The 25970-nt window shown below is 37.4% G+C and carries 25 protein-coding genes and 2 tRNA genes; 6 read left to right on the top strand and 21 right to left on the bottom strand.

The genetic code is table 11. The features are described 5' to 3' along the window. Nucleotides 1-3: 3 nt before the first annotated feature. From ACKWBX_RS00450 to ACKWBX_RS00385, 14 genes are all read right to left on the bottom strand, one after another. Nucleotides 4-681 (bottom strand): acylneuraminate cytidylyltransferase family protein, encoded by a 678-nt coding sequence (locus ACKWBX_RS00450; protein WP_413966669.1) that lies wholly within the window; start codon nucleotides 679-681, stop codon nucleotides 4-6. A gap of 9 nt (nucleotides 682-690) precedes the next feature. Next, nucleotides 691-1725, bottom strand: coding sequence for a GDP-mannose 4,6-dehydratase (gene gmd, locus ACKWBX_RS00445; protein ID WP_413966668.1), 1035 nt, complete (start codon nucleotides 1723-1725; stop codon nucleotides 691-693). Beyond that, on the bottom strand, nucleotides 1722-2819 hold the full coding sequence (locus ACKWBX_RS00440) for a DegT/DnrJ/EryC1/StrS family aminotransferase (RefSeq protein ID WP_413966667.1): 1098 nt from the start codon (nucleotides 2817-2819) through the stop codon (nucleotides 1722-1724). Before ACKWBX_RS00440 ends, gmd begins: the two co-directional genes overlap by 4 nt. Then, nucleotides 2809-4101: a GNAT family N-acetyltransferase gene (locus ACKWBX_RS00435; RefSeq protein ID WP_413966666.1), complete on the bottom strand. Its 1293-nt coding sequence runs from the start codon at nucleotides 4099-4101 to the stop codon at nucleotides 2809-2811. Before ACKWBX_RS00435 ends, ACKWBX_RS00440 begins: the two co-directional genes overlap by 11 nt. Further along, entirely contained in the window at nucleotides 4092-5147 is a 1056-nt protein-coding gene (neuB, locus tag ACKWBX_RS00430; RefSeq protein ID WP_413966665.1) for an N-acetylneuraminate synthase, read from the bottom strand. Before neuB ends, ACKWBX_RS00435 begins: the two co-directional genes overlap by 10 nt. Before the next feature lie 98 nt (nucleotides 5148-5245). Further along, the gene (rfbD, locus tag ACKWBX_RS00425; protein WP_413966664.1) at nucleotides 5246-6025 is read right to left on the bottom strand and encodes a dTDP-4-dehydrorhamnose reductase; all 780 of its coding nucleotides are present in this window, start codon (nucleotides 6023-6025) and stop codon (nucleotides 5246-5248) included. A gap of 1 nt (nucleotide 6026) precedes the next feature. Continuing rightward, nucleotides 6027-6566 carry a dTDP-4-dehydrorhamnose 3,5-epimerase gene (gene rfbC / locus ACKWBX_RS00420; protein ID WP_413966663.1) on the bottom strand — a complete coding sequence of 180 codons (540 nt, stop codon included), beginning with the start codon at nucleotides 6564-6566 and terminating at the stop codon, nucleotides 6027-6029. Next, nucleotides 6567-7424 carry a glucose-1-phosphate thymidylyltransferase RfbA gene (rfbA, locus tag ACKWBX_RS00415; RefSeq protein WP_413966662.1) on the bottom strand — a complete coding sequence of 286 codons (858 nt, stop codon included), beginning with the start codon at nucleotides 7422-7424 and terminating at the stop codon, nucleotides 6567-6569. It lies immediately after the preceding gene. Continuing rightward, nucleotides 7421-8416, bottom strand: a complete 996-nt coding sequence (rfbB, locus tag ACKWBX_RS00410; RefSeq protein WP_413966661.1) for a dTDP-glucose 4,6-dehydratase — start codon at nucleotides 8414-8416, stop codon at nucleotides 7421-7423. The genes rfbA and rfbB overlap by 4 nt, the downstream gene beginning before the upstream one ends. Before the next feature lies 1 nt (nucleotide 8417). Then, a complete protein-coding gene (locus ACKWBX_RS00405) occupies nucleotides 8418-9404 on the bottom strand; it encodes a hypothetical protein (protein WP_413966660.1) in 987 nt (328 codons plus the stop codon). Nucleotide 9405: 1 nt separating this feature from the next. After that, nucleotides 9406-11088 (bottom strand): DUF6909 family protein, encoded by a 1683-nt coding sequence (locus ACKWBX_RS00400; RefSeq protein WP_413966659.1) that lies wholly within the window; start codon nucleotides 11086-11088, stop codon nucleotides 9406-9408. A gap of 87 nt (nucleotides 11089-11175) precedes the next feature. Next, entirely contained in the window at nucleotides 11176-12186 is a 1011-nt protein-coding gene (locus tag ACKWBX_RS00395) for an NAD-dependent epimerase/dehydratase family protein (RefSeq protein WP_413966658.1), read from the bottom strand. Nucleotides 12187-12268: 82 nt separating this feature from the next. Continuing rightward, nucleotides 12269-13774, bottom strand: a complete 1506-nt coding sequence (locus ACKWBX_RS00390; RefSeq protein ID WP_413966657.1) for a GH3 family acyl-acid amido synthetase — start codon at nucleotides 13772-13774, stop codon at nucleotides 12269-12271. A gap of 5 nt (nucleotides 13775-13779) precedes the next feature. Then, entirely contained in the window at nucleotides 13780-14649 is an 870-nt protein-coding gene (locus ACKWBX_RS00385; protein ID WP_413966656.1) for a M23 family metallopeptidase, read from the bottom strand. 202 nt (nucleotides 14650-14851) lie between these two features. Between ACKWBX_RS00385 and tatA the strand changes: the two genes are divergently transcribed. The 4 genes from tatA to ACKWBX_RS00365 all read left to right on the top strand — a co-directional run bounded on the left by tatA (nucleotide 14852) and on the right by ACKWBX_RS00365 (nucleotide 18562). Further along, nucleotides 14852-15037: a twin-arginine translocase TatA/TatE family subunit gene (gene tatA, locus ACKWBX_RS00380; protein ID WP_413966655.1), complete on the top strand. Its 186-nt coding sequence runs from the start codon at nucleotides 14852-14854 to the stop codon at nucleotides 15035-15037. A gap of 319 nt (nucleotides 15038-15356) precedes the next feature. Further along, a complete protein-coding gene (locus ACKWBX_RS00375; RefSeq protein WP_413966654.1) occupies nucleotides 15357-17861 on the top strand; it encodes an OmpA family protein in 2505 nt (834 codons plus the stop codon). A gap of 193 nt (nucleotides 17862-18054) precedes the next feature. Further along, a complete protein-coding gene (locus ACKWBX_RS00370) occupies nucleotides 18055-18171 on the top strand; it encodes a DUF6747 family protein (protein ID WP_413966653.1) in 117 nt (38 codons plus the stop codon). Between the two features lie 214 nt (nucleotides 18172-18385). After that, entirely contained in the window at nucleotides 18386-18562 is a 177-nt protein-coding gene (locus tag ACKWBX_RS00365) for a DUF6747 family protein (protein ID WP_413966652.1), read from the top strand. A gap of 83 nt (nucleotides 18563-18645) precedes the next feature. On the opposite strand, the gene ACKWBX_RS00360 is transcribed toward ACKWBX_RS00365, so the two are convergent. The 3 genes from ACKWBX_RS00360 to ACKWBX_RS00350 all read right to left on the bottom strand — a co-directional run bounded on the left by ACKWBX_RS00360 (nucleotide 18646) and on the right by ACKWBX_RS00350 (nucleotide 22597). Then, entirely contained in the window at nucleotides 18646-19644 is a 999-nt protein-coding gene (locus ACKWBX_RS00360) for a DUF4837 family protein (RefSeq protein ID WP_413966651.1), read from the bottom strand. 14 nt (nucleotides 19645-19658) lie between these two features. Beyond that, nucleotides 19659-21299 (bottom strand): lytic transglycosylase domain-containing protein, encoded by a 1641-nt coding sequence (locus ACKWBX_RS00355; protein ID WP_413966650.1) that lies wholly within the window; start codon nucleotides 21297-21299, stop codon nucleotides 19659-19661. A gap of 107 nt (nucleotides 21300-21406) precedes the next feature. Continuing rightward, nucleotides 21407-22597, bottom strand: coding sequence for a phosphoglycerate kinase (locus ACKWBX_RS00350; RefSeq protein WP_413966649.1), 1191 nt, complete (start codon nucleotides 22595-22597; stop codon nucleotides 21407-21409). A 127-nt stretch (nucleotides 22598-22724) separates the two neighbouring features. Here ACKWBX_RS00350 and ACKWBX_RS00345 point away from each other — a divergent pair, with 127 nt between their 5' ends. Both ACKWBX_RS00345 and ACKWBX_RS00340 read left to right on the top strand, forming a co-directional pair. Further along, complete coding sequence (locus ACKWBX_RS00345) at nucleotides 22725-23888, top strand: DNA polymerase III subunit (protein WP_413966648.1); 1164 nt, start codon at nucleotides 22725-22727, stop codon at nucleotides 23886-23888. Nucleotides 23889-23892: 4 nt separating this feature from the next. Next, nucleotides 23893-24291 carry a DoxX family protein gene (locus ACKWBX_RS00340; protein WP_413966647.1) on the top strand — a complete coding sequence of 133 codons (399 nt, stop codon included), beginning with the start codon at nucleotides 23893-23895 and terminating at the stop codon, nucleotides 24289-24291. Nucleotides 24292-24318: 27 nt separating this feature from the next. Here ACKWBX_RS00340 and ACKWBX_RS00335 read toward each other — a convergent pair. The 4 genes from ACKWBX_RS00335 to ACKWBX_RS00320 form a co-directional block, all read right to left on the bottom strand. Continuing rightward, a tRNA-Cys gene (locus ACKWBX_RS00335) sits at nucleotides 24319-24392 on the bottom strand. A gap of 85 nt (nucleotides 24393-24477) precedes the next feature. Further along, nucleotides 24478-24549 (bottom strand) — tRNA-Cys (locus ACKWBX_RS00330). Between the two features lie 43 nt (nucleotides 24550-24592). Continuing rightward, nucleotides 24593-24949, bottom strand: a complete 357-nt coding sequence (gene folB / locus ACKWBX_RS00325) for a dihydroneopterin aldolase (protein WP_413966646.1) — start codon at nucleotides 24947-24949, stop codon at nucleotides 24593-24595. A 44-nt stretch (nucleotides 24950-24993) separates the two neighbouring features. Then, the gene (locus ACKWBX_RS00320) at nucleotides 24994-25953 is read right to left on the bottom strand and encodes a PorP/SprF family type IX secretion system membrane protein (RefSeq protein ID WP_413966645.1); all 960 of its coding nucleotides are present in this window, start codon (nucleotides 25951-25953) and stop codon (nucleotides 24994-24996) included. Nucleotides 25954-25970 lie beyond the last annotated feature (17 nt).

Genomic DNA, 25970 nt, shown 5'->3' with positions numbered 1-25970 from the left:
TTTCTATTTACTCAATAAAGCTTCTGCTAACATCCAATCCAACGGAAGATCCAAGTCCAAAGAGGATTTTTCATCCATAACATATTTTTTTACCTTTTTAAATTCCAGATGATTTCCCTTTTTAAGTGATTTAGGGTTAATTAGATATATTGCACCATTGTATTCCCAGACTTTAGGTGCATCTTGTCTCCTTGTAAAATCACCATTTTTTGATTTGGATAACCATCCGTTCTCATCTTCTTCAAAAAGCACATAATATGGATTGGATTTTGTCTCTTTAACCGAAACAATCATGTCATAAGATTCATTATATAATTCTAACGCCTCAATAATATTTTTTTTGGTCCGAAAGGGCGATGTCACTTGCAACAAGACAATTAAATCAGGAATAAATTTGTGCGTTTCATAATAGTGAAGCGCATGTAGTAATACATCATAAGTGCTTGCAGTATCCGTAGCCAGTTCATCAGGCCTTAGAAAGGGTACTTGCAAGCCTAAATTTTCTACCAATCTGCTTATCTCCAGCGAATCCGTAGAAACGCATATTTCATTATCTTCAAATACTTCTTTTGCTACTTCAATAGTGTATTGAATTAGTGGTTTGCCCATCAATTTCTTGATGTTTTTTCCCGGAATTCCCTTAGATCCTCCTCTTGCCGGAATTATTATCAATGGTTTCATTTGCAACTATCAGATTTTAGACAGCTCATACTCCATCATAATATTTACCAATTCCTCAAATTTAATATTGGCTTCCCAATTTAATTTCTCTTTGGCCTTCGTAGCGTCTCCTATTAGAATGTCAACCTCTGTAGGTCTAAAGTAATAGGGATCTATGGTAACCAGTTCTTGCTTTGTTTTACCATCATAGCCTATTTCATCAACTCCTGAGCCTTTCCATTTTATCTCAATATTGATATGATTAAACGCTTTTTCTAAAAATTCTCTTACCGTATGGGTTTCTCCAGTGGCAATAACAAAATCCTCAGCAGTTTCTTGTTGCAACATCAACCACATTGCCTCCACATAATCTTTGGCGTAACCCCAATCTCTTTTAGCATCTAGGTTTCCAAGACGTAATTTACTTAATTTTCCTGCTTTAATCTTGGCTACCGATTCTGCAATTTTTTTTGTAACAAAACTATTTCCCCTTCTTGGACTCTCGTGATTAAAGAGTATGCCATTACAAGCATAAATGTTATAGGCCTCCCTATAATTTACCGTCAACCAATAGGAGTATATTTTTGCTACCCCATAAGGACTTCTTGGGTAAAAAGGGGTGGTTTCCTTTTGCGGAATTTCTTGGACTTTTCCATATAGTTCGCTAGTTGAAGCTTGATAATATTTTGTTTTATTTTCAAGACCCAATATTCGGATAGCTTCCAAAATTCTTAAGCTTCCTACGGCATCAGCATTTGCAGTATATTCAGGAATATCAAACGAAATCCTAACATGACTTTGGGCTGCAAGATTATAAACCTCATCTGGCTGAATTTGCTGCAAAAGTCTCATGATATTGGAAGAATCTGTCATATCGCCATAATGAACGTGAAAATCCAATTCATGGCTATCCACGCCTTTATACAAATGGTCTATTCTCAATTTTTGTTCTAGACTAGACCTTCTGACCATTCCATGAACCTCATATCCCTTTTCTAATAAAAATTCTGCCAAATAGCTTCCATCTTGTCCAGTAACTCCTGTAATAAATGCTTTTTTCTTCACGATTTGCTAATATTTTTTCTGATTATTTCTATTATTCTGTCTTGGTTTGTTTTTTTCAAATCCGGAAAACTTGGTAAATTCATACCCTTAGCAGATATTTCCTTAGAATGCGGACAGTCATCAACTTTATCGTAAAAGGGTAATTCATCAATTGGAGTGAAAAAAGGTCTAGTATCTATGTTTTCTTTTTCCAATGCGTTCATTACCTTAATTTTCTCTTCTGCAGACTTAAACAACACCGAGCACATCCAATATGAAGATGTCGAATTTTCAAGCAATTTTTGAAAATCTACTAAAGTTTCAAGTTCTCTCTCATAATTTTGCTGTAGCGTTTTTTTAAGTTCCAGTATCACCTTTATTTTGCCAAGTTGAGCTACGCCAATTGCCGCTTGAATATTGGTCATTCTATAATTGTAGCCTAATATGTCATGATAATATCTAACTGTATCTGAGTTTCCTTGGTTCTTTAGCTTTCTAATTTTTTCTGCCAGCTCTTTATGTGGTGTCAATACCATTCCACCTTCGCCAGTAGTTATAGTTTTATTTCCAAAAAAAGAATACGTAGAAATATCTCCCAATGTCCCTGACTTTTTATCATGGTAAGTTGCTCCAAAAGATTCTGCCGCATCTTCTATGAGATAAATATCATGTTTGTCCGCAATCTTCTTTAATTTGGTATAATCAGCAGGCGCGCCATATACATTAGTATAAAGTATGGCTTTTGTTTTTGAGGAAATTTTAGCTTCTATCAAATCAACATTGATATTCCATGTCAAAGGGTCAATATCTACAAAAACTGGAGAAGCTCCCACATAAAGTATGGCATTTGAAGAGGCCACATAAGTAAAGTTAGTCGTTATAACCTCATCTCCTGACGTAATATTCAATGCTAACATTGCCAAGTGTATTGCAACCGTACCATTATTTACTGCAATCGCGTGTTTGGCACCAGTATATGCTTCAACTCCTCTTTCAAAATCATCAATATATCTACCTTGGCTAGAAATCCAGGTAGATTTCATGCACTCGGCAACAATCTCTCTCTCTTCTTCCCCTAAGTAAGGTTTATAAATCGGGATTCTTTCAGTTTGCATAAGTCTTTAATAAACTTAGTTGTTTTTTAATTTGATTAATATTAATATTTTTCACTTCCAATATATGAATACAGTCTTTGAACTTGTTCATCTCCGACAAAAACCAATAATCTTCGTTTATGGAATCATTAGTATCTCTTGACCCATCATTATCACTGTGATGTACGTATTTTACAAAAGGTTTTATTGTTTGAACAGCTTTGGAGATGTTAAAATTAAGAGCCAACGAAGAAACTTTTAAATGTGCTGTATCCAAAAGTAAACCAAAATTATCTGAATCCACTTCTTCAATCAATCTTACCATTTCCTCCGCTCTAGAACAAAAAAGGACTTCTTGCCCGTCATTTCTTAGATTAAATTTGGCAGTAACATTATTTTCAATTAAAAATAGCACATTCAACCGCTCTGCTTCCAATAAGATCACTTGTATGGAGTCAAGAAATAGCTTCCAGTTCAAATTACGATCAATGTCTATATTTATATTCAGGTTTTTTCCTAACTGATTAGGGTCAGGATCTACACAAAAACCGGCATGAGCCGAAAAACAGGGCGCTTCACATTTCGAAGAGAGCTCAAGTCCTTGAATGCAATGCGCAATAGATCGCTGTCTTATTTCTTCATTTCTGCTTGCGAGATTAATAACAAAAGGAGACTCCGGAGCTGGAAAATAATTGTGGGCTAAACGTATTACATTTATTTTAATAAAAAAATCTATCATGTCTTCTTGGAAAGGAAAACTTGAGCTAAATTCAATTGTCCAATTGTTTTCTTTAGCCAGACGAACTATTTCTTCTCTGTTGTTACCTTTAAATGCAAGAGAGCTTACACCAAGAACAATATCTTTTTCTGAAAAAGATAATTTCTTTTTTAAAATTGAATGGTTTTTTGCAGAAGAAGCTAAATGAAAACCAAAACGTTCATATAGCGTTATTGCTCTTTCATTGTCATTGTCTACAGACAAATGTATACTTTCCAGTTTAAGCTCTTCTGCTCTTTTTATTAAGGATTGCATTATTTTTTTCGCCAAACCTTTACCTTGATATTCTTTCTTGATGACTATTCCAAGCCATACAATAGCATTTTCCTTATCCAAATGCCCATAACCAATTGGGAGGTCATTGTTCAGCAAAAGGCACGTATAAAGATGATTCTTTAAAACCTCAAACGTTCTATTTTTAAAATATCTAAATGAATTTTGCTCATCATCGAGACTTTCTATAAAGGCTTTTAAAGTATGCGTTTCATCTGCGAAAACTTCTAATATTTTAAGGTTTAATCCCATGCTACCATACCCTCTTTTAAAGGCTCATCAGGATTAATATCAACAGCAGCACGCTTTCCTATTAACTCTTTTATTCTTTTAGGGGCTATTCCGGTAGCTGGTCTTTTAAAAGAAACGTGCTCTTCAGTAATGATTTCCCCTTTTTTTAAGTGAGTATTTAATACTATACTTCTTCTCATGCCTTGGGTATTCAAAATCTCTTTGGGAGATGGTATTTTAATTGGACTACCAAGGACAATTTCAGTCTTTCGAATACCTTCTACCAGCGATTTGAATTCCGGTATGTTTAGCGAAGCCTTATGGTCAGGACCAGGGAGTGTCCGATCTAATGTAAAATGTTTCTCTATTATCTTTGCGCCCAATGCCACTGAAGCAAAACAAGCATAATTTTCCTCAATATGATCTGAATAACCATATAATATGTCCAGTGATTGACCCATTGAGACCATGGCTCTAATGTTAGCGTCCTCGTTCCGTGATGGATAGTTTGTCGTACATTGTAAAATGGCTATCTGATTGTTTCCTGAATTTCTTATTGCCGTAACAGCTTCAAAGACTTCTGCCAAAGTTGCCATTCCGGAAGATAATATCATAGGCTTATTAAATTTTGCAACATACTCAAGAAAAGAGAGTTCTACTATTTGTCCTGATGCTATTTTAAATGCTGATACTCCCAATTTATTAAGAAAATCAGCATCCTCCTCATTGTATGGGGTAGAGAGAAATGTAATCTTATGTTTTTTGCATTCATCAATAATTCGAAGGTAATCTTTGTGGGTCAATTCTAGTTTTTTGAGCATTTCGAATTGACTTTCACTCGGGTCGGTTACCTCCAACTGGTAATTAGCTTTCGGTGCGTTTTTAGTGATAACGCTCTCAGCTTTAAACGTTTGAAATTTCACACAGTCGACACCTATTTCCTTGGCTTGTCTAACCAATTCAAGTGCCATTTCAAGATTTCCATTATGATTGACCCCGGCTTCGGCAATTATATAGCAATGGCTTTCATCATTTATTGTAAAATCTTCTATTTGAATAGACTTCATTAACAGTACTTTGAGAGTTTAAAATTAGATACTTCTCTTCAATAATTACCAAAATCCAAATTCATAACGTAATAAAAAACCTCATTATGCATAAAGCATCATAAAGTATATAAAACACTATTTCTTGGCCTATTGGCAAAAGTACGATAATTATCATCCTTAACAAGTTGCACTTTGCAAGCCAGATTATTTTCTTCTAAAATTAATTTTGCAAAGCCATACCAAGTCATAGCCTTGCCATCTGTAAAATGGAGAATACCAGAATTGGGCCTCGCTATACTCAGTTGTTCAATGATAAATCTTGCTAGATGGAGTGCGTTTGTTGGACAGCCAGTTTGATCATCTGTTATCCGCAACTCTTCGCCTGCTTTAGCCTTTTTTAAAATTGTACTATAAAAGTTCCTTTCAAGCTCGGAATACAACCAAGATGTTCTTATTATTAGATAATTACCCAAGATTTCTTGAATATATTTTTCTCCCCTTAGTTTGGATTTTCCGTATTCGTTGATAGGATTGGGAATATCTTCAACAGTGTAGGGCCCCTCTTTTTCTCCATCAAAAACATAATCCGTAGAAATATGTATTAAGACTACATTATAATCTTTACAGGCCAATGCTAAATTTCTAACCCCTTCCGCATTTACTTTAAAGGCTATTTCTGGTGTTTTTTCTGCCTGCTCCACATTGGTATAGGCAGCACAATTGATGCAGAAATCAAAATTTATATCCTTAAAAATAGAATCGACTTTGTCAGCATTTATAATATTCAGCTCTTTGGAATCTTTAAAAACAAAATCAACTGAATCATATTCTTCGGCTATTTTTTGAATACATTGCCCCAATTGACCATTAGCACCTGTGACCAAAACTTTTTTCATATCACAATTCTGAAAAATTTGGAAACTTAAAATCTTTGGGAGAAATGATTAAATCTTCATTTGGATATTCCCAATCTATATCCAAATCTTTGTCGTTGTAAATAATTCCACTTTCTGCTTCAGGATTGTAATAAGTGTCACATTTGTAATTGACAATCGTTTCATCGGACAATGCTAGAAACCCATGTGCCATACCTTTTGGTATATACACTCTTTTTTTGTTTTCAGAAGACAGCTCAACTTTAATATATTTGCCACAATTAGAACTATTTGGGCGGATATCTACTACAATATCCAGTACTTTCCCTTTTACTACACTAATTAGCTTAGCCTGTGCCGCATTATCTTTTTGAAAGTGTAATCCTCGTAATACACCTTTCTTTGAAATTGACTGATTGTCCTGAACAAAATTGACACTATAACCTATCGCTTTTTCAAGTTTGTCTTTTCTAAACGACTCGAAAAATATACCTCTTTCATCTTTGAATACTGTAGGTTCAATAATAAAACAGCCTCTTAAAATTGTTTCTGTAACCTTCATTTAGTCCAATTGCATCAAATATTCTCCGTAACCACTTTTTAATAGTGGATTAGCTAACGTATGTAATTGTTCTTTAGAAATATAGCCCATTTTGTAAGCGGTTTCTTCAATGGCCCCTATTTTTAAACCTTGCCGTTCTTCTATCACCTGAACAAACTGAGAAGCTTGCATCAACGAACTAAATGTACCCGTATCTAACCATGCAATTCCTTTATCAAGGACGCTTACCTTCAATTTTTCTTTTTTTAAGAATGCTTTGTTTACATCGGTGATTTCTAGTTCTCCCCTTTCGCTAGGTTCAATACTTCCCGCAATTTCAATTACAGAGTTATCATAAAAATAAATGCCAGGAACAGCATAATTGGATTTTGGAAAACTGGGCTTTTCTTCTATTGACAATGCATTTCCATCATCATCGAACTCAACTACGCCATATCTTTTAGGGTCATTTACATGATATCCGTAAATTATTCCACCTTCCAAATCAATATTGCTTCTCAGAAGTGTTGAGAGTCCATTTCCATAAAAAATATTATCCCCTAAAATCAATGAGACTTTATCGTCTCCTATAAACTTCTTTCCCAAAAGAAAAGCCTCCGCCAAACCCTTGGGTTTATCCTGTACTGTATATTGAAAATCACATCCTAATTGAGAACCGTCCCCTAAGAGCTTTTTAAATAAAGGTGCATCATCGGCTGTTGTGATAATTAAGATTTCTTGGATACCTGCGGACATCAAGGTAGCCAAAGGATAATAAATCATAGGCTTGTCATAAATGGGCATCAACTGCTTACTTACTGCCAATGTCAAAGGGTATAAGCGCGTTCCCGAGCCGCCAGCCAATATAATCCCTTTCATATCCTCGTCTCTTTATACTTGTTCAAATACCATTTTATCGTTTTTCGTAATCCTGAACCAAATTCTTCTTCAGTCATCCAACCCAGTTCCTTTTTGACCTTGGAAGCGTCTATAGCATACCTGAAGTCATGGCCTTTTCTATCTGTTACAAAGGCAATTTGTTCTGTATAACTACCTTTTTTTTTAGGTCGTTCAACATCTAAAATAGTACAAATTTTTTCAGCAATTTCTAAATTATCATATTCATTACTTCCCCCGAGCAAGTATGTTTCACCCGATTTTCCACTATGGAAAATTTTATTGATGCCACAGCAGTGATCTTTAACGTATAGCCAATCCCGAACATTCTTGCCATTCCCGTAAATAGGAATTTTTTCTCCCTCCAAAGCTGTTCGGATAATGGTCGGTATAAATTTCTCATTATGTTGCTTTGGACCAAAATTATTGGAACAATTGCTAGTTACCGTATTCATTCCATAAGTGTGATGATAACTCCTCACCAAAAAATCCGAAGCCGCCTTTGATGCACTATAAGGACTGTTGGGAGCGTATGGGGTTTCTTCCGTAAAAAACCCTGAATTCCCCAAACTTCCATAAACCTCATCAGTAGATATATGATGAAAACGATTGTTAACATTGTTCTCTCCCCAATATTTTCTAGCCGCCTCTAGCAAAACAAATGTTCCATTAACATTGGTCTTAATGAAACTGTTCGGATTGTTAATTGAATTATCCACGTGCGATTCTGCAGCAAAATGTATGACCGCATCTATACTATATTTGTTAAAGATTGAATTAACCAATCTGCTATCGCAAATATCTCCTTCTACAAAATGATATCTTTTGTTAGAAACTTCTTCAAGGTTATTTAAATTTCCTGCATAGGTCAATTTATCCAAATTCACTACTTGGGCACCAATATTTTTTTCTAAAAAATAAGGTATGAAATTACTTCCTATAAAACCTGCCCCTCCTGTAATAAGCGTAGTCATCCTATCCTATTTCAGACGCTTTTCTATTCAAAAATTTTATCATCGAGAAAAGAAAGAATGCTCCGAGAAGTACTAAAGGAATCAAAAAAACCGTTCTACCATAAACTGCTTTCTGGACTTCTTGTGGCTTTCCAAAGTTTATCACTTTTACCGCATCTGTATTTTCTGCTAAATCCATTTTTTTTGACTCGATATCACGAATTAAATCATTCTTCAATTCAAAAAGACCCGTAATGTCTAGCTTTTCTTCACTATCTAAAACAATTTGCCCATTTCCAGCTGGTCTATCTTCTTGTGCCATTCTTCTAGAGTAATTGGCCACCAACTCATCTACTTGTTTTAAGAGTGTCTTATTTTGTTCAATTCGGTTCTTGGCGTTGTCTCTATAAATCTGTATCAAGCCATCAAAATATCCATTAGTATTAATATATTTAATGATTTCTTGTGCGAATTTTTGACCTCTGGCAGCGTCTTTGTAAAAAAGGGTGATTCTATGGTTAAAGGAGCTTTTGTTCTGTAGTTCCGCACGGACAATATCTGATATGGCATCAGTCTTTTCAAAGCTTTGTAATAATTCCAAATATTTAATATCACTTTCAGAACTATCAACATTATCCACCCTTTCAATTTCTAATTTAAAGCCGTTCAGGTTATCGATATTTATCCCGATTTCTTTGAAGAAAAGGAGATTTTTAGCTTCAATATTTGCTTGAATTTCATCCACTACATCATAGAGATAGTTTTTACTCTCCATATTGGGCTTTACGATAATATCTGTCTTCAGTTCTTTGGAAATGATTTGATTGAGACCATATCCTACGGCTAAACCAACAATAATAAGACCTAATAGAATGAGTATATTTTTCTTGAGATATAGAAAAAATCTTAGGAATGCTATAAAAAGTTTATTGAAACCATTCCCGATCATTTGGAACAATTGTCCCAAATCAATTTCGTCTGAACTATTTGCTGTTTGTTTATCGGCCATGTTATGAACTAAATATTTGTTTTAGAATTCTATCCGTAATTAAATACGTAGGCTTTACCCCGGTAGTGCCCAATCCACCTGATGCCAATGTGCTCCCTGTTTCCAAGGGGTTGTCCGAAGCATAGTAGGCATAGCTCACTTTCACGTCTTCTCTAATGCTCTTTCTGATTTTAGAGGCCGATTGTATCGCTTTTTGATAATGTACCCCTTCCATTTCCAAACCTATGACATTCCATGTAGACTTATGAAAAAACTTTAGAATATCCTTGTTCTGTAAGGATGTACCCAAAACGGTTACCATGGTTCCTTCAAAAACTTTAAGGCCATGGTTTTCAAAATCCGCTGCGCACAATTCATTTCTAAAAGGATAATTGTCCGCCGTTCCCTCAAAAATATGAGCGGAGGGTATCATCAAATCTCCTTTGCCTCCTTGCAAAATTCCGGCTTTCCCCATAATATTTACTGAAACTACGTCAATTAAAACAGGCTTTTTTTTCTTGCCAAACGGTTTTAAAAATTCATCAATGGTCTCGTACGCCTGTTCCCCGAAAGCGTAATCCATTACAAAGATAACAGGTTTTTTGTCATCCGGAATCTCCTCGAATTCATAGCAACAGGCTCCATCCTCAATCTTTGCAGTATCAAAAATCTGGACATTTATATTGGTTCCGGAAGTGTCATCAATAGATATCATACCATTGCGTTCTGCATGTTCCTGCACTTTCATACGCAGAGAAACATTTCCAGAACTGCTCAGGGCCTCATATATTTCAAGATTGTCGGAGTCTTCCTTGAATTCTTCAATAAGTGCTTTCCTCGCAAATAGGGAATTCATCACACTGTGCATATTGGCAGAAATTATGTGAATGGGCCTTTCTAATAGGTTGTGCGCATTTAATGTTTCCTTAATATTGTTGGCCCATATTTCACCATGAATGTGATGCCCCAATCGTTCTCTTAACAGAGAACTGAAGGTTATTGCCCTCTTTTCTCCCGTGATTTCTTCTTCCAAAGCCAGTTTTCCCAACCAAAAAATAATGCGAAGGAAGCGCTCCGGGTTCTCTTTTGTAGAAAAATTAGTATATACCTCTAAAATCTCCTCGAACGATCTTCCCAAAATATTGGCCGTATGTATCAATGCAATTTCCCGCTCTGCTTGAGAGAGCTCTTCTTTCTTTAAGGCACTTTCCAATTTTACCCAATCCCGAATCGTTTTTTCCGTATCGGGAATCAGGACACGCTTGCATATTTTTTCAGACTCTATGAATAGAAAGGTAAGGTGGGTTAAAATATCATAGATATCCGATCTGCCTCTGGTAATCTCAATATTCATTTGTTCGTCATCGATCCGATAACAATTTCTTCTTCTCTTTGGAGGAATAATAGGATTGATATGCGAAGCACCATAACCCTCGTCCGAAGTAAGGTTGATAAACCGGCATTGCTCTATCCCTTCTGGCAATCTATCCAAAACATAAGTAAGTCCGTTCAATTCCGCTTTTTCTTCGGCTATGGACCCATATATTTCCGGTCTCAATAAGAGCAATGCATTTTTTAAGGCTTCGCCTGAAACTCCATTCGGTTTATAAAAACCACGATTGAACAAATGTCGCATGGTAACGTACAAACGTTCTATAGCATTGGTAGATTCCTGTGCCCTTGTAGTTGCTGTGGTTGTTTTCATCAATGATTTCGTACAAAATTACAACATATTTAATTGAGTTAAACAGTTTAAAAACCGCCATAAACTCATCAGAAGAGAACAATTAGGTTAGATTTTATAATAGCTCCGGTACCACTTCACAAATTCATTTACCCCTTTCTTTAAATCCGTTTTTGATTCGTATCCTGTTTCATTCCTTAATTTTGAGGTATCTGCGTAAGTTGTTTTAACATCTCCCAATTGCATTGGCATCATTATTTTTTCAGCGCTATGTCCTAGGGCATCTTCCATTATCTCTATAAATTTAAGCAGATCAACAGGTTTGGAATTTCCAATATTAAAGATTTGATGCTTTGTTTTTTTCTTGTTTTTGTATCCTATTGTTTTCACCATGCCTTCTACGACATCGTCTATATAGGTAAAGTCTCTTTGCATTTCCCCATGGTTGAAGACTTTGATTGGTTCATTTTGAGTGATTGCCTTAGCGAACAGCATTGGAGCCATATCCGGTCTTCCCCAAGGGCCATAAACGGTAAAAAAGCGCAATCCCGTTGCTTGGAATTTATAAAGATGGCTGTAGGCATGTGCCAATAATTCGTTACTTTTTTTGGTAGCGGCATATAGGCTTACAGGGTGATCAACCTTGTCTTCTTCTGAAAAAGGTGTTTTTTTGCTGTCACCATAAACAGAGGAGCTAGAGGCATATACCAAATGGTCTATTCTATACTTTCTACAACACTCCAAGATATTTCCAAAACCTACTAGATTGGAGGCAATATATGAACTGGGATGGTCAATGGAGTATCGTACACCTGCCTGTGCGGCAAGGTGGGCTACCACAGTAAACTTTTCTTTATTAAAAAGTTGAACAAGGCCTTCATTATTGATAAGATCCAATTTTATAAATTGAAAATTATCATATGTTTTACTTTTCACAAGCCGTTCAGAAGTTATTTCCTTTTTCTTTAATCCTAGATTCTTTAGCCTACTATATTTCAAAGTAATATCATAATAATCATTGATGTTGTCCAGACCTACCACTTCATGTCCTAACTGAATCAGTTTTTTGGTGAAATGGAACCCGATAAAACCAGCCGTGCCTGTTACAAGTATTTTCATATAACGCTATTCTTGACCGAAAAAGATATGACTGAATTTACGTTCATTTTCTCTATTTTATCGTATCGCTTGGAAAATCTATTCAATGTGAATCTACTCGATATTCAACAAGAATATCTGCAACTTTGCGGTCATTTGCTAATCGTTGTACTTTATTTTGACCCCCTAGTTTTCCTACTGACTTCATATATTCTCTAAATCCATCTTTTTTAATTGAAGTAATTTTCAACGTTTGTAATATTTTACCTGAAATTAAGTCAAAATAATAACTATTTTGCTGCTGTAACGACTGGTCCAAAATGGAAATAAATTTTTTCATATCCGCGGGGGTTTGCTCAAATTCAATGAGCCACTCATGATAGGGCAATTCCCCTAGCTCCGGAGTTATCTGCGGTGCGACCGTGAATTCATTCACTTTGGCGTCTGTCTCTTGAATAGCTTTAGCCATAGCTTCCTCTACTTCCTTTGCTATCACATGTTCACCAAAGGCCGATATAAAATGTTTGATCCTTCCCGAAACAATAATTTTATATGGCCTAATCGAAATAAACCGAATGGTATCACCAAGGTTATAAGCCCATAATCCAGCATCTGTAGAGATGATCATTACATAATCCACACCAACTTCAACATCCTTTAACGTAAGGCGTTTTCTATCCTCATTATAAAATTCATCGGCTCGTATGAATTCATAAAAAATGCCCGAATTCAATAATAACAACATTCCCTTTTTATCTTGCCGGTCTTGATATGCAAAAAATCCTTCGCTCGCAGGAAAGAGTTCTATGCTTCCCACTTTTTTGCCAATCAGTTCCTCAAACTTCTTCCGATAGGGTTCATAATTGACTCCGCCATATATAAAAAGTTCAAAGTTTTGAAACAAATCTCCAATATTCTGATTGGTATTTTCTTTCAACCTTTCAAAATACATTTGCACCCAAGAAGGTATGCCAGCAATGACCGTCATGTCCTCTTTTTTGGTTTCTTCCACTATGGTATCAACTTTTGTTTCCCAATCCTCAATACAATTTGTTTCCCAACTGGGCAATCTGTTTTTTTGTAGATAATTGGGAACGTAATGGGCGGAAATTCCAGAAAGCCTACCCAGTTTAACTCCATTTTTTTCAGTGAGTTCAGGACTTCCCTGTAAAAATATCATCTTGCCGTTTACAAAACCCGCATTGCCTGTTTCATGGATGTAATTTAAAATGGCATTTCTAGAAGCTTCAACTTGGTGGGTTATTGATTCCTTGGTAATCGGGATATATTTGGCACCTGAAGTGGTCCCTGAAGTTTTTGCAAAATAAGTAGGTTTGCCGGGCCAGAGTATATCGCTCTTACCCGCTACGACTTTATTTACATAAGGTTTCAACTCCTCGTAATCACGTACAGGGACCTTAGTTGCAAAATCCTGATAAGATTTGATGCTAGAAAAACTATGGTCCTGACCAAAGGTCGTACTCGAGGCTTTTTTCAGTAACCCCTCAAAAACACGTTGCTGTGTTTCCAAAGGAGCGTCTACCCATTTTTGGGTCTTTTTTGCTATTACGCTAGCAAAAATTTTGGCCGCTATTCCTTTAATGGACATGCTTCTTAATTAAAATCAATAAAATCGACCGGATTTACCGGGGTCCCATTATCCCAAAGTTCAAAATGTAAGTGTGGCCCCGTAGTCAACTCTCCCGTATTCCCTACAGAAGCGATTACTTCTCCGGCCCTTACGATAGCTCCTTGTGATTTGGCCAAAGAACCGTTATGTTTATAGACGCTCAACAAGCCTCCGTCGTGTTCTAGAATAATTACATAACCCGTATCTGCCGTCCATTCGGAAAAAACTACCGTGCCATTGGCGATTGCTTTAACGGGAGTATCGGTTGGGGCAACAACATCTACCGCATAATGTTTCTTGTTAAAATCATAGGCCATGGAGAGCGTCCCCGTTAGAGGAGGAAACAAAATCAGGCTCTTTTTGTCCGTATTTCGTTCAAACAAATTGTACTTATCCTCTAGAGCAACTTCCGCCCTTAACATGGAATCTTCTTTTATCGGGGTCAAATCTATAGAAGCAGGGTCTAGTTTAAACTTTTCAAAAAGTGAATCACGGTTAATTTCATTGTTTTCAATATCTCCGGCCAACACCATCCGAATATTATTTAAATACTTGTTGGTATAATTTAAGGTTCTCACTAGAGAGTCTGTCTTATAGGTAAGTTCCGTAGCCTGTTTTTTAAGTTTGGTAGAGGAATATCCGGGAATATATTCCCTTAGCGGCGTAAAGGCAATCAAAAGAATCGTCAACCCGATAAGGCCTATCATAAACAAAGAGCCCGTAACAAACACATTAAGCCTGCTTAATTTAAAAGATATCTTTTCTTCAAAAGTGCTTTCGTTCAGAATTACCAACCGGTACTTGTGCAGTAGTTTCCGTTTTATCTCTTTCCTTTTCTTTATTTTCTTGGCCATTGCCGCAAATATAAACTTAGTAACCTATCTAGCTTAAAATCTATTGTAAAAATACAATTCTCAATTTCATTATGTCCAAAAGTAAAACCATGAAATAGGGTATTTTTCCATTAAGGCAATTAATATAAACACGTAACGTTAATATTTTAGCACCCTTAACTAGATTTTAGTACCTTTGATATCATTATTAATCATATTTCCTATGACAGTTTTATCTACTTTTTTGGCAATTGGAGCTCCACAAATAATATTGGTAGTGGTAGTGGTCCTATTATTATTCGGCGGCAAAAAAATCCCCGAACTTATGCGAGGTCTTGGAAGTGGGATCAAAGAATTTAAGGATGCTTCTAAAGATGAAGAAAAATTAGAAGAGAAAAGCAAAGAGTAAAATCTTCCAAAAATTAATATTATATTTCAAAAAAACGCCCAAAATTTGGGCGTTTTTTATTTTTTAATAAGAAAAAAATTCAAACCTCGGAAAAAGTAGGGTTTTTGAGTGTATTTCATCTATCAGGCACCACATTTAGGGACATAGTCTACATTGAAAGACTTATACACGACAGAAATGTACCATTTCACAACAAAAAATAAATCACCCCGTACATTAGGATTAATTTCGTTTGGAATTCTATTGTTTTACACTGTCCAATTTAATTTTTCATTCAAAAAATAGTGTGTATTAAAATAGGTTTTCACATAATAGTGTAATGAAAAGTATTATTACAACCTGTTTGCTTTTTTTCTTTTTTGGAACTGTTGCACAAGGATTCCAAGAAGATTTAGTATCCGAAAACGCTTCGGGGCAGCAAACTGTTGCCACTGATCAAACTGATCCAGAATCTACCTCTGGTAATAACACTTCATTTAGCGAAACGGCTAAAGCATACAAGGTTCCCCATCGTACTTTTGAGAACTTGAATGATGTAACCAATGGGTTTTATGTCATCTCCGGAGTGTTCAGTAAATCCAAAAATTTAAAAAAACAGGTTCGGAAGCTTAAAAGAAAAGGGTTTGAATCCGGTTATTTTTTTAATGCCGAAAGCAACCTTTACTACCTATACGTTTCAAGATACGATTCCTGGAAAATTGCTTTAGAAGATTGTAAATCTAATTTCGACAATCGGTTTAAAGACGATGTTTGGTTGCTCAACGTTACCAATAGCAAACCAATTGAGAATGTAGTACCATTGGAAGAAGTTACCTATGATATGCTAAGTGAGGCGAAATCCGATACATCTGAAGAACCATTTGATTTACAGTATGTTGAGCAAATAAAGAGGGATTCCACCAAAATTAGTGCTTCTGAAAGTAAGCTATTAAAGCGGGCCGATGAGTATTTTGATAAGATGTGGTACGCCGAAGCTGCAAAGTTTTATGAACTGGCCCTAGCTAAAAATCCGGAGCATTACTCTTATATAGTATTACAAAAAGCTGGCGATGCACATTATTTCAACACCAATATGCAGGAAGCGTACAAATGGTACAATATACTCTATGAGAAACGAGGTCAGGAAATGTCTTCGGATAATGTTTTCAAATACGCACATTCATTAAAAGGAACCGGTAATTATGCCCGTTCCAAACGGTTGATGCGCCTGTACAATAAAAAGCTCAAAGAAGAAAGTGCCGCTCAGGCATCAAAATCATTGACCTATAGTAGAAAAGAAATAGTATTGGATAAAATCTTGGGCGGCAAGGATAATTTTGAGATCAAGAACATCAACCTTAACTCTCCATATTCTGATTTTTCACCAATGTTCTATAATGGGGATGAGGTTGTATATGCTTCTTCCAAAGATTCTTCCGTTTTTAATACCAGAAGGTATAAATGGAACGACCAACCCTATCTTGACCTTTATGTTGCAAAACTGAACGAGGAATCTATGGAGCTCAAAAACGCTGTAAAGTTCTCTAAAAAAATCAATACTAAATATCATGAAGCGTCCGTAACTTTTTCTCCAGATGGAGAAACTGTTTATTTTACGCGGAACAACTATGGGAAGAAGCTTAAGAGGGATAAAAAAGGAATCAACCATCTGAAAATTTACCGTTCCAGGAAAATAGATGGAGAATGGACAGAAGCTACCGAAGTTTCTTTTAACAGCGATTTTTATTCGACCGGACATCCGGCATTAAGTAAAGATGGAAAGCAACTGTATTTTGTCTCTGATATGCCCGGAAGTATTGGCCAGACAGATATTTTCGTGGTAGATGTTTTGGAAAACGGCGAATTCTCTTCCCCAAGAAACCTTGGTCCAGAAGTGAACACGGAACAGAAGGAAATGTTTCCTTTTATAAATGAAAAGAAGCTTTATTTTTCATCCAACGGTCATATGGGAATGGGCGGTTTGGATGTATATGAGGCCACCTATGATGAAAAAGGAGTGTTCTCCGAGGTCAAAAACCTTGGACAGCCCGTTAATAGTAATAAGGACGATTTCTCCTATATCGTTAACGAAGAAACACAAAAAGGTTTTTTTGCCTCTAACCGAAAGGGAGGGAAAGGAGATGACGATATTTATTCCTTTAAAAGATTGACTGTTGAAGAAACTCCAAATAACGTAAATGCCATTGCAGGTGTAATCACGGAACTGATTACTGGCGACATAATGCCCAAGGCTTTAATAGTGCTTTTAGATGAGAACAACATTAAACTAAAAGAGGTAGAAGCTAGCGATGATGGTAGTTTTATATTTGAAGACTTGAATGCCAATACCCGATACACACTTAGAACAAAAAGGGACAATTATATTGAGGATGAACGTATAGCGACCACGGCGGAGGGGGATACCATCTCAGTGGATGTATCGCTACGGAAACTGAACGAGCTGATACAAGTACAGGACGGTATTCGAAAATTGAAAACCGAAATGATTCATTTCAATTTTGATAAGTCATCTATTAGGAAAGATGCTGCCGCTGAATTGGATAAACTAATCGCCACGATGAACGAATATCCAGAAATGGTCATAAAGATTGAATCCCATACCGATTCTAGGGGTGCCGCAGTTTACAATAAATATTTGTCGGACAAAAGAGCGAAGTCTACACGCGATTATATCATTTCCAAGGGTATTGATTCAGAACGCATACAAAGTGCCATTGGTTATGGTGAGGAAAGATTGTTGAACGAATGTGACGGTAGCGTGCACTGTACGGAACCAAAGCACTATCTTAACCGTAGGTCGGAATTTATCATCGTAAGCATGTAAATCCGGTTTATAAAGCTTAAAAAAGGCCGTTGCAATGAATTCATTGCAACGGCCTTTTTTATGATGAAATCCAAATCCTTCCTTTTTTAATACTTATTTCACAACAGTTCAAATCAAATTCACAACAAAAATGTTGAAATACATACCTAAACGAATGATTTACAGTTATATAAATAGCCTAAAATCCTAAATCATGAAAAAAGCCTTATTTACAAAAGAAACGTATCCAGAGACTTTTAAGCATTCTGGAAATAGCTTGGTAAGGTCTTATTTAAAAATCTTTTCTTGGTTTCGTTTTGGAATGAACTAAACCAAGTCCAATCAACCCAGCCCTATAAAAGCACCGTTTATCGGTGCTTTTTGTTTTCGCATTCATACCGCATATCGAGTAAATAGGCCCTTCATAGATTGTTTAAAATATCATTGTCTTTTTGTGGAAGATATTCTCCTTTGGCCTATTTTTTTTAATCAAGTTTTTAATTCGACCGAACTTTGCCTTGTATGAAAAATTAAAATGTTCAGGTATGGAAAAATTTTTACTTATAAAAGAAATTTATTTTGAAGCTTTTAGAAATTGGAGAAACATTATTTTGGAGAACTACTTTAAGGTTTTCTCTTGGATTTGCTTTCTTTTAATAGGTTTGGTCCTTTACGCTTTCGTATTTAGGATATCAACCGGCTTTTCTTTTAGCAACCTATAATACAAATACAGTGTTAAAATCAAAAAACGGGCCTGAGTGTATACTCAGGCCCGTTTTTTATATCTTCAAAGGTTTAGGGCTGATTATTTGGACACATCATTGAATTTTACTGTTTTTAATATCGCCTCCAATTCAAACATATAGTCCCTTTTTTCTGTGGCCGGGGCAAAAGTGAAACCTTCCAGTACTACCTTTCTATTATTCGGCTTGTCATTTATGATATATGTAAGAAAAGGGCCGGCCATTGGATATCCGGACATTTCCCAGACACCTCTAACTTCAGCTGCTTTTCTACCGGCAACCTCCGCCGGAAATACATAGGGAGAAAAAGCCTTTTCCGTAATCATGTAATTCTCCTTTCCGGGAACGTCTTCTCCGGGAATGTATAATTTTCCTATGGAATCTCTCATTTTAACAATGTCCTGAACAAAGGTAGAATCGCTACTAAATGTATCCCAAGGAACCGAATAGGCAATTATATTCATATTGCCTTTTTGGATTTGCCTATCGACCCAAACAAAATTATCGTCTTCACGGCCTACCTTATATACTGAGGGTACGTTCAAATTTATACCCAACCTATTTTGCAGGGCCTTTTCCTTGCTGAGCGACTTTAAAAAACGTTTTTGTGCCTGTGCAAGTTCATTCTTTTTAAATGTGGTGATAAACTCTGGTGCTTTTTCACTGATGTTCTCTATGAGTTCCGCTTTGTTTCTTCCTTTGATTACCCCTACTTTTTGAGGTTTTGCGTACATGTTGGATTTCATATGGGCTATGTCCAACGAATCTTCCATCACATAAAGAATGGACCTTGTGTTCCGAACAGCTCCCGAGAAAATCTGTGGTGGTATTTGCGTAATGCTGAATTTAGCTTCCTGCCCCCAAGAAAGGCCCAAAACCGGGGCTGCAAAATTTTCCCTTATTTTATCGCCTACCGCTCCTTTCCATAACTCATTGTCAATCACTACGGTAAGGCTGTTTATCGCTCCCAAGGATTCAGGAAGATAGTCCTGTTTTCCACCCTCCTTGCAAGAAAGAACAATTACGAATACAAAGATGGAAACTATGCTGAATTTTTTCATTTTGGATATTCATTTTATGATGGGCAATTGCACAACTTTAACTTCATGCCCGGTTTCAGGTTCTTACCACTAATACCGTTCCATTCTCTTAAATTTTCGATACTAATTCCTGGATATTTCTTAGAAATCGTCCATAGTGAGTCGCCGCTCTGTACTTCGTGTACCTTTGTATTGCTATCAAAAACTACTTTTTTTGAAGTAGTACTCTGTGATTTCGTTGCCACTACCGGAGTTTTTCTTGGGAAGATGGTCAACCTTTGGCCAACCCGTAAATTGTTACTGCGCATGCCATTCCATCGTTTTATTTGGCTTACGCCCACCCCGTATCGTTCAGCGATTTTTCCTAGATAATCCCCACTACGTACTTTATAGCGTATTCTGCCTGCTTCCGCCTGTTTTACCAATTGTGGTAACGGGCTCTCCTTGCTTTTTAGCTCCTTTTCTACATGGGCGTAAATAGCGGTCTCGTTCGCTACAAATCTTCCCATGGCCCTTACGGGCAATCGCAAAGCGTAATCTTTCCCCTTGATGTAAGGTATAACGCCCAATTTATATGACGGATTCAAAATCTGAAGTTCTTCTTTTTCTATCCCGACCAACTCCGAAATTTGATTAAACGTAATGATGTTTTTTACATGCACCGTATCCGTTTCAAAATAAGCCCGGTCCACTTTTTTGCCATTTAGTCCATGTTCTTCGGCATACTCGAAAATATACATAGTTGCTAAAAAAGCGGGTACATAACCTGCTGTTTCCCTAGGTAAATTTCGTCTTATGTTCCAATAATTTTTGTACCCTCCAGACCTTCTAATCGCCTTGTTTACATTGCCGGGCCCAGAATTATAGGCCGCAAGGGCCAAATCCCAATCTTCATAAATACTGTACAACCTGTTCAAATACTTACAAGCGGCTTCGGTAGATTTTATAGGGTCGCTCCGTTCATCCACATAACTGGTTATTCCCAATTTCATTTCACGGCCTGTACCGTACATAAATTGCCAAAGTCCGGTTGCCCCTACTCTTGAACGTGCCCTAGGATTTAAGGCCGACTCTACTATGGAAAGATATTTCATCTCCAATGGAATATCATAATTGTCCATGGTCTGCTCAAAGAGTGGGAAATAAAACTGACTCAACGTTAGCATACGTTCCATCAAATCGCGCTTTCTCGTCAAAAAAGATTTGATGACATTTTCCAGAGATGGATTATACGCTACATTGAACGGTGTTTTTTCATTAAGCTTTTTTAAGCGTTGTTTTAAGGTGTCCGTAGATAATTCATATTCGTATTCGATTGTGGGGTTCAAGCCTACAACCTCCGATTGCATCTCATTAAAAAGAGGAGCACTTGCAATGAGTTCCTTCATCCAAAGACTATCGTACTTTGCCGCAAGTTTGTTGTCCTGCAAATTGTATTTATTGGTCTTTTTGGACCTGAAGAGTGATAAAGGGGCATCGGGTTGTATTACAGCTCCCTCAAGCGCTCCCATATTATCTACGGTACTTTGGTCTATAGCAACCGTATCCAAAGGCATTTGAACAATACTATCTTTAGTTTTTCTCAACAGTAAGGAGTCTGTTTGCTGTCCATAAGCCGAAATGGACGCAAAAAGTACGGTAAGCAAATACGTACAGGTAAAAAGGAACTTTTTCATAAAGGCAAAAATTTCTAAGCGGGACTAGCGAAAATCGCACATTTTTTTGGGAGAATAAAATATTATCTCTTAAAATGATTCCAGCCCGTTTATCGATAACGCCTTTACTATGCTAATATTGCGGCAATACCTGGCAAGGTTTTACCTTCTAGACTTTCTAACATGGCACCGCCTCCAGTAGAAACATAACTTACTTTTTCCTCAAAGCCAAATTGCTTTACCGCAGCAACGGAATCTCCTCCTCCTACAAGCGAAAACGCCCCTTTTTGGGTGGCTTCATCAATAGAATTACCTACGGAGATGGTTCCTTTGGCAAAACTTTCCATTTCGAAAACGCCAACGGGCCCGTTCCAAAGAATAGTTTTTGCATTGGTTATGACCGTCCGAAAGTTTTCCAACGTATTGGGGCCGGCATCCAAACCTTGCCATCCACTGGGTATCTTGTCCACATCCACTACTTTAGTATTTGCGTCATTGCTAAAATCATCCGCAGCAACCACATCTACCGGAATATGAACGTTTACTCCTTTTTCTTTGGCTTGTTTTAGAATATCCATCGCCAAATCCATCTTATCGTCCTCGCAGATAGAATCACCTACTTCCCCTCCTTGCGCTTTCACAAAGGTGTATGTCATTCCCCCGCCAATAATCAAATCATCGACTTTGTCCAATATATTTTCTATAATCGTGATTTTAGAGGATACTTTTGCACCCCCTAAAATGGCCAACACCGGTTTTTCGCCCGTTTGCATCACTTTTTCAATGGCATCGATTTCTTTGGCCAATAAATAACCGAAGCACTTTGCATCCGGGAAAAATTTTGCTACTATAGTAGTTGAGGCATGCGCACGGTGCGCCGTACCAAAAGCATCGTTTACATATACATCCCCAAGTTTGGAAAGCTGCTCCGCAAATGCTTCATCGCCTTTCTCTTCCTCGGCATGGTATCTTAAATTTTCCAATAAAAGCACTTCTCCGTTTTGAAGCTCGGCAACAGCCTTTTCGGCCTCCTCGCCAACACAATCGGCAATAAACTTTACCTCAACGCCGATAATATCCGAAACCGATGCACAAATATGCTTTAAAGACAAATCTGGATTACGCTCGCCCTTGGGTCTTCCCAAGTGACTCATCAATATTGCACTTCCACCATCTTCCAACACTTTGATGATGGTCGGTTTAGCAGCTTCTATCCTATTGGTATCCGTTACTTCAAAATTCTCGTTTAAAGGAACATTAAAATCCACGCGGATCAATGCTTTTTTATCTTCAAAATTGATCTGGTCCAATGTCTTCATCTTGATTATGCTTTTAAATGAACGGCAAATGTAAAGATTAATGGGTTTGGGGTAAAGCGCAGCCGCCGATTATTTATAACAAGCTATGATAATTCCGTAATACCCGAAAACAACTATATTTGAATTAATGTTGTTCAATCAAATTTTAGGGCTTCCCCATATAAAAAATCATCTTACGGCCAGTGCTGAGGCAGGCAGGATTCCACATGCCCAGCTTTTTGTAGGCCCTGAAGGCTCTGGGGTATTGCCCATGGCCTTGGCCTATGCACAATATATTATTTGCCAAAACAAGGGCGGGGAAAATAAGGGGGGAGATGATGCTTGCAACCTTAAGTTTGATGGGTTGGCGCATCCTGACCTCCATTTTGCCTTTCCGGTCGCCAATTCTGAAAAGGCAAAAAGTCATGCCGTGAGCAATCACTACATGCAAGAATGGCGGCAGTTTATCAAGGAACAGCCCTACGGAAACTTATTTGACTGGTACCGATTATTGGAAATTGAGAAGAAGCAAGGGCAGATAGGTGTTGATGAAGCTTTGGACATCGTCAAAAAACTATCCCTAAAATCATATGAGGGAGGTTATAAGGTGATGCTGATATGGATGGCGGAAAAAATGAACAATGCCGCTGCCAATAAACTCCTGAAACTGATTGAGGAACCACCAGAAAAAACGGTATTTCTATTGCTGGCCCAAGATGAGGAACAAATTATACAGACGATACGGTCTCGCTGCCAAGCCATACATTTCCCACCACTTCCCGAGGAGGTTATATCCAATGCGCTCATTCAAAACGGAGCCATAAAACAGGAGGCCATGCGTCTTGCACATGAAGCCAATGGAAATTATAATAAGGCTTTGGACCTATTAAATCAGGATTCTGAGGATCTGGTTTTTGAAAAGTGGTTTGTACAGTGGGTGCGTAGCGCATTCAAAGCCAAAGGAAATAAAGGTGCCGTGAGGGAATTGATTCTTTGGAGCGAAGAACTTGCCAAAACGGGCAGGGAAACCCAGAAAAAATTTCTCCATTATTGTTTAATGGTCATGCGGCAAGCATTGCTTTTAAATTATGGTGCCGATGAACTGGCCTATATGAAAATTCATTCCGATGGATTTCAATTGAAAAAGTTCGCTCCTTTTGTTCACGAGAACAATATTATGGACATCACTAAAGAGCTGGAAAGTGCTCTGTACCATGTAGAGCGAAACGGTAACGCCAAAATTATCTTTACTGACCTTTCCATTAGGCTCACCCGGCTCCTGCACACCAATGCGACTCAAATACAATCATAATACTATGGAAAACTTACTCAACAATGCTACCGAACTATTACTGTTGCTCTTTTTGATCATTACTTTTCTACAAAGTGGTATCGATAAAATCATGGACTGGCAAGGAAATTTGTCCTGGTTAAAAGGTCATTTTGCCGAAACCCCTTTAAAAGGGCTTGTACCTGCACTTCTAGGTATTGTCATGCTTACGGAAATCATTGCCGGTATCTTGTGTTTCGTGGGCGTCTACCAACTCCTTTTAAACGGAGACGGCACTATGGCGCTCTACGGTGCAATATTATCCTGTGCAGCCTTGTTGATGCTGCTCTTTGGACAGCGTATGGCCAAAGATTATGAAGGTGCCAGAACCATAGCCATATATTTTATTCCTGCTATTTTCTTGGTGTTTCTCTTACAGGCATAAAAAAACCTTCCGAACAGGGGAAGGTTTTGGAGGCATCGAGCGGATTCGAACCGCTGTACAAGCTTTTGCAGAGCTGTGCCTAGCCACTCGGCCACGATGCCATTTTAGTGACGGCAAAAATAAACAATAATTCTAGTTTAGTTCAACTTATGTAGGCTTATTCTTTACAATTAAATTGAACTTTTGAGGCATCGGGTGGACTCGAACCACCATGAAAGTCCTTGCGGGACTTTGTCTATCCAATTCGACCACAATGCCAAATTATATCGAAAATAACGGTTTAATCTCTGGAAAATTATCGCTATCGAGAAGATTTTAGGACAATGGTGACTTTTTCTACATCACCGTTAATGGGAGGATTTAATTTTGATACGGAGACCGCCGTTTTTTTGACCATGGGAATCTCCGAAAAAATCCGATCTAAAATACGTTTACCCACATGCTCCAATAGTTTGGAGGGGACAGCCATTTCTTCTTTTACGATTTTATTGATATGTACATAATCTACCGTATCCACTAAATCATCGGACAGTGAAGCTTTGGAAAGATCGGTCTTGACCGAAACATCTACGGAATATTGGCAGCCAATAATTGTTTCTTCCGGCAAACAACCATGATGTGCATAAATCCTTATGTTTTCAACTAAAACTTTGCCCATAGCGATGTGAAGATTTTCGCAAACTTATGACAAAGTAGCCTAATTTAATAGGTACACCTACAATTACTGATGCCCTGAAAGAGATCTACACCAATGGTAACAACATGTGTACCTGAACTATATCCTAAAATTTCATTTAAAATTATCTGATAGGAATATCCAAAATAGAAGTTGCTTTTCTTTAGACCCGCAATAGGGGAAATATAGAGCGGACTCCCTATTTGGTCATTCAGGAAACGATAATTTGCCCCAACATAATAATAGTCCTCAAAATCATAAAATCTGAACTTCAGGTTTAAATCCGTTTCGGAACGCCCATCACTTTCAAAAACTTTAAACAATACGGAAGGCTCTATCTCCACCTTACTGTTTTTGTTTTTAGTATATCTGTAGCCTGAATAGAAATAGTAATTTCTCAACTCATTTGGCTCGGAAATATCAAAAGTAAGGTTCTGCGGGTCTTTATCTATCAAGTTTGATGCGTTCGCTGCAAAATAGAATTTGTCATACCTATACAGCACACCAACATCAAAGTTATGATTGGTGGTCTGGCGATTGTTTACCACTCCGCCATCGGGAAATTCCAATAAATCGAATTCACCTGTATCGATCCTAAACTGGTTAAAGTTATATGAAATTCCAAAGGATAAAAACTCGTCTTCGTAACGGTCCAACGTCAAATGATGCGCAAAAGAGACACGGGCCCCTTGCTGTTTTGTAAATCCGTTTTTATCGTTATAAAAGAAAACCCCGATACCCGACTTTTCCCCAATACGCATGTCCGCGGCCAAAGATTGTGTTCTAGGTGCGTCTTTGATTCCTACCCACTGCGCTAAACCGTTCATACGAATCTTAACATGGTCACCAATACCTGCATACGTGGGAGATAGTACAAAAGGATTGTCCGCCAAATACTGTGATAATTGCGGTGAATTAAGTTCTTGACCCCTGATAAAGGAGAAGGCACTTGCAATAAGAACCAATGTCAATAGCTTAAGGCGCATAGTCTTTTAGGTTAAGT

It is taken from the genome of Maribacter algae, from assembly GCF_047345745.1.
Classification (GTDB): Bacteria; Bacteroidota; Bacteroidia; order Flavobacteriales; family Flavobacteriaceae; genus Maribacter.
The sequence above is the reverse complement of the archived record's forward strand: the minus strand, read 5'-3'. Positions and strand labels throughout refer to the sequence as shown.

Coding starts and splice junctions, on each gene's coding strand:
- ACKWBX_RS00450 (WP_413966669.1), bottom strand. CDS start 681: ATGAAACCATTGATAATAATTCCGGCAAGAGGAGGATCTAAGGGAATT.
- ACKWBX_RS00440 (WP_413966667.1), bottom strand. CDS start 2,819: ATGCAAACTGAAAGAATCCCGATTTATAAACCTTACTTAGGGGAAGAA.
- ACKWBX_RS00435 (WP_413966666.1), bottom strand. CDS start 4,101: ATGGGATTAAACCTTAAAATATTAGAAGTTTTCGCAGATGAAACGCAT.
- neuB (WP_413966665.1), bottom strand. CDS start 5,147: ATGAAGTCTATTCAAATAGAAGATTTTACAATAAATGATGAAAGCCAT.
- rfbD (WP_413966664.1), bottom strand. CDS start 6,025: ATGAAAAAAGTTTTGGTCACAGGTGCTAATGGTCAATTGGGGCAATGT.
- rfbC (WP_413966663.1), bottom strand. CDS start 6,566: ATGAAGGTTACAGAAACAATTTTAAGAGGCTGTTTTATTATTGAACCT.
- rfbA (WP_413966662.1), bottom strand. CDS start 7,424: ATGAAAGGGATTATATTGGCTGGCGGCTCGGGAACGCGCTTATACCCT.
- rfbB (WP_413966661.1), bottom strand. CDS start 8,416: ATGACTACGCTTATTACAGGAGGGGCAGGTTTTATAGGAAGTAATTTC.
- ACKWBX_RS00405 (WP_413966660.1), bottom strand. CDS start 9,404: ATGGCCGATAAACAAACAGCAAATAGTTCAGACGAAATTGATTTGGGA.
- ACKWBX_RS00400 (WP_413966659.1), bottom strand. CDS start 11,088: ATGAAAACAACCACAGCAACTACAAGGGCACAGGAATCTACCAATGCT.
- ACKWBX_RS00395 (WP_413966658.1), bottom strand. CDS start 12,186: ATGAAAATACTTGTAACAGGCACGGCTGGTTTTATCGGGTTCCATTTC.
- ACKWBX_RS00390 (WP_413966657.1), bottom strand. CDS start 13,774: ATGTCCATTAAAGGAATAGCGGCCAAAATTTTTGCTAGCGTAATAGCA.
- ACKWBX_RS00385 (WP_413966656.1), bottom strand. CDS start 14,649: ATGGCCAAGAAAATAAAGAAAAGGAAAGAGATAAAACGGAAACTACTG.
- tatA (WP_413966655.1), top strand. CDS start 14,852: ATGACAGTTTTATCTACTTTTTTGGCAATTGGAGCTCCACAAATAATA.
- ACKWBX_RS00375 (WP_413966654.1), top strand. CDS start 15,357: ATGAAAAGTATTATTACAACCTGTTTGCTTTTTTTCTTTTTTGGAACT.
- ACKWBX_RS00370 (WP_413966653.1), top strand. CDS start 18,055: ATGAAAAAAGCCTTATTTACAAAAGAAACGTATCCAGAGACTTTTAAG.
- ACKWBX_RS00365 (WP_413966652.1), top strand. CDS start 18,386: ATGGAAAAATTTTTACTTATAAAAGAAATTTATTTTGAAGCTTTTAGA.
- ACKWBX_RS00360 (WP_413966651.1), bottom strand. CDS start 19,644: ATGAAAAAATTCAGCATAGTTTCCATCTTTGTATTCGTAATTGTTCTT.
- ACKWBX_RS00355 (WP_413966650.1), bottom strand. CDS start 21,299: ATGAAAAAGTTCCTTTTTACCTGTACGTATTTGCTTACCGTACTTTTT.
- ACKWBX_RS00350 (WP_413966649.1), bottom strand. CDS start 22,597: ATGAAGACATTGGACCAGATCAATTTTGAAGATAAAAAAGCATTGATC.
- ACKWBX_RS00345 (WP_413966648.1), top strand. CDS start 22,725: ATGTTGTTCAATCAAATTTTAGGGCTTCCCCATATAAAAAATCATCTT.
- ACKWBX_RS00340 (WP_413966647.1), top strand. CDS start 23,893: ATGGAAAACTTACTCAACAATGCTACCGAACTATTACTGTTGCTCTTT.
- folB (WP_413966646.1), bottom strand. CDS start 24,949: ATGGGCAAAGTTTTAGTTGAAAACATAAGGATTTATGCACATCATGGT.
- ACKWBX_RS00320 (WP_413966645.1), bottom strand. CDS start 25,953: ATGCGCCTTAAGCTATTGACATTGGTTCTTATTGCAAGTGCCTTCTCC.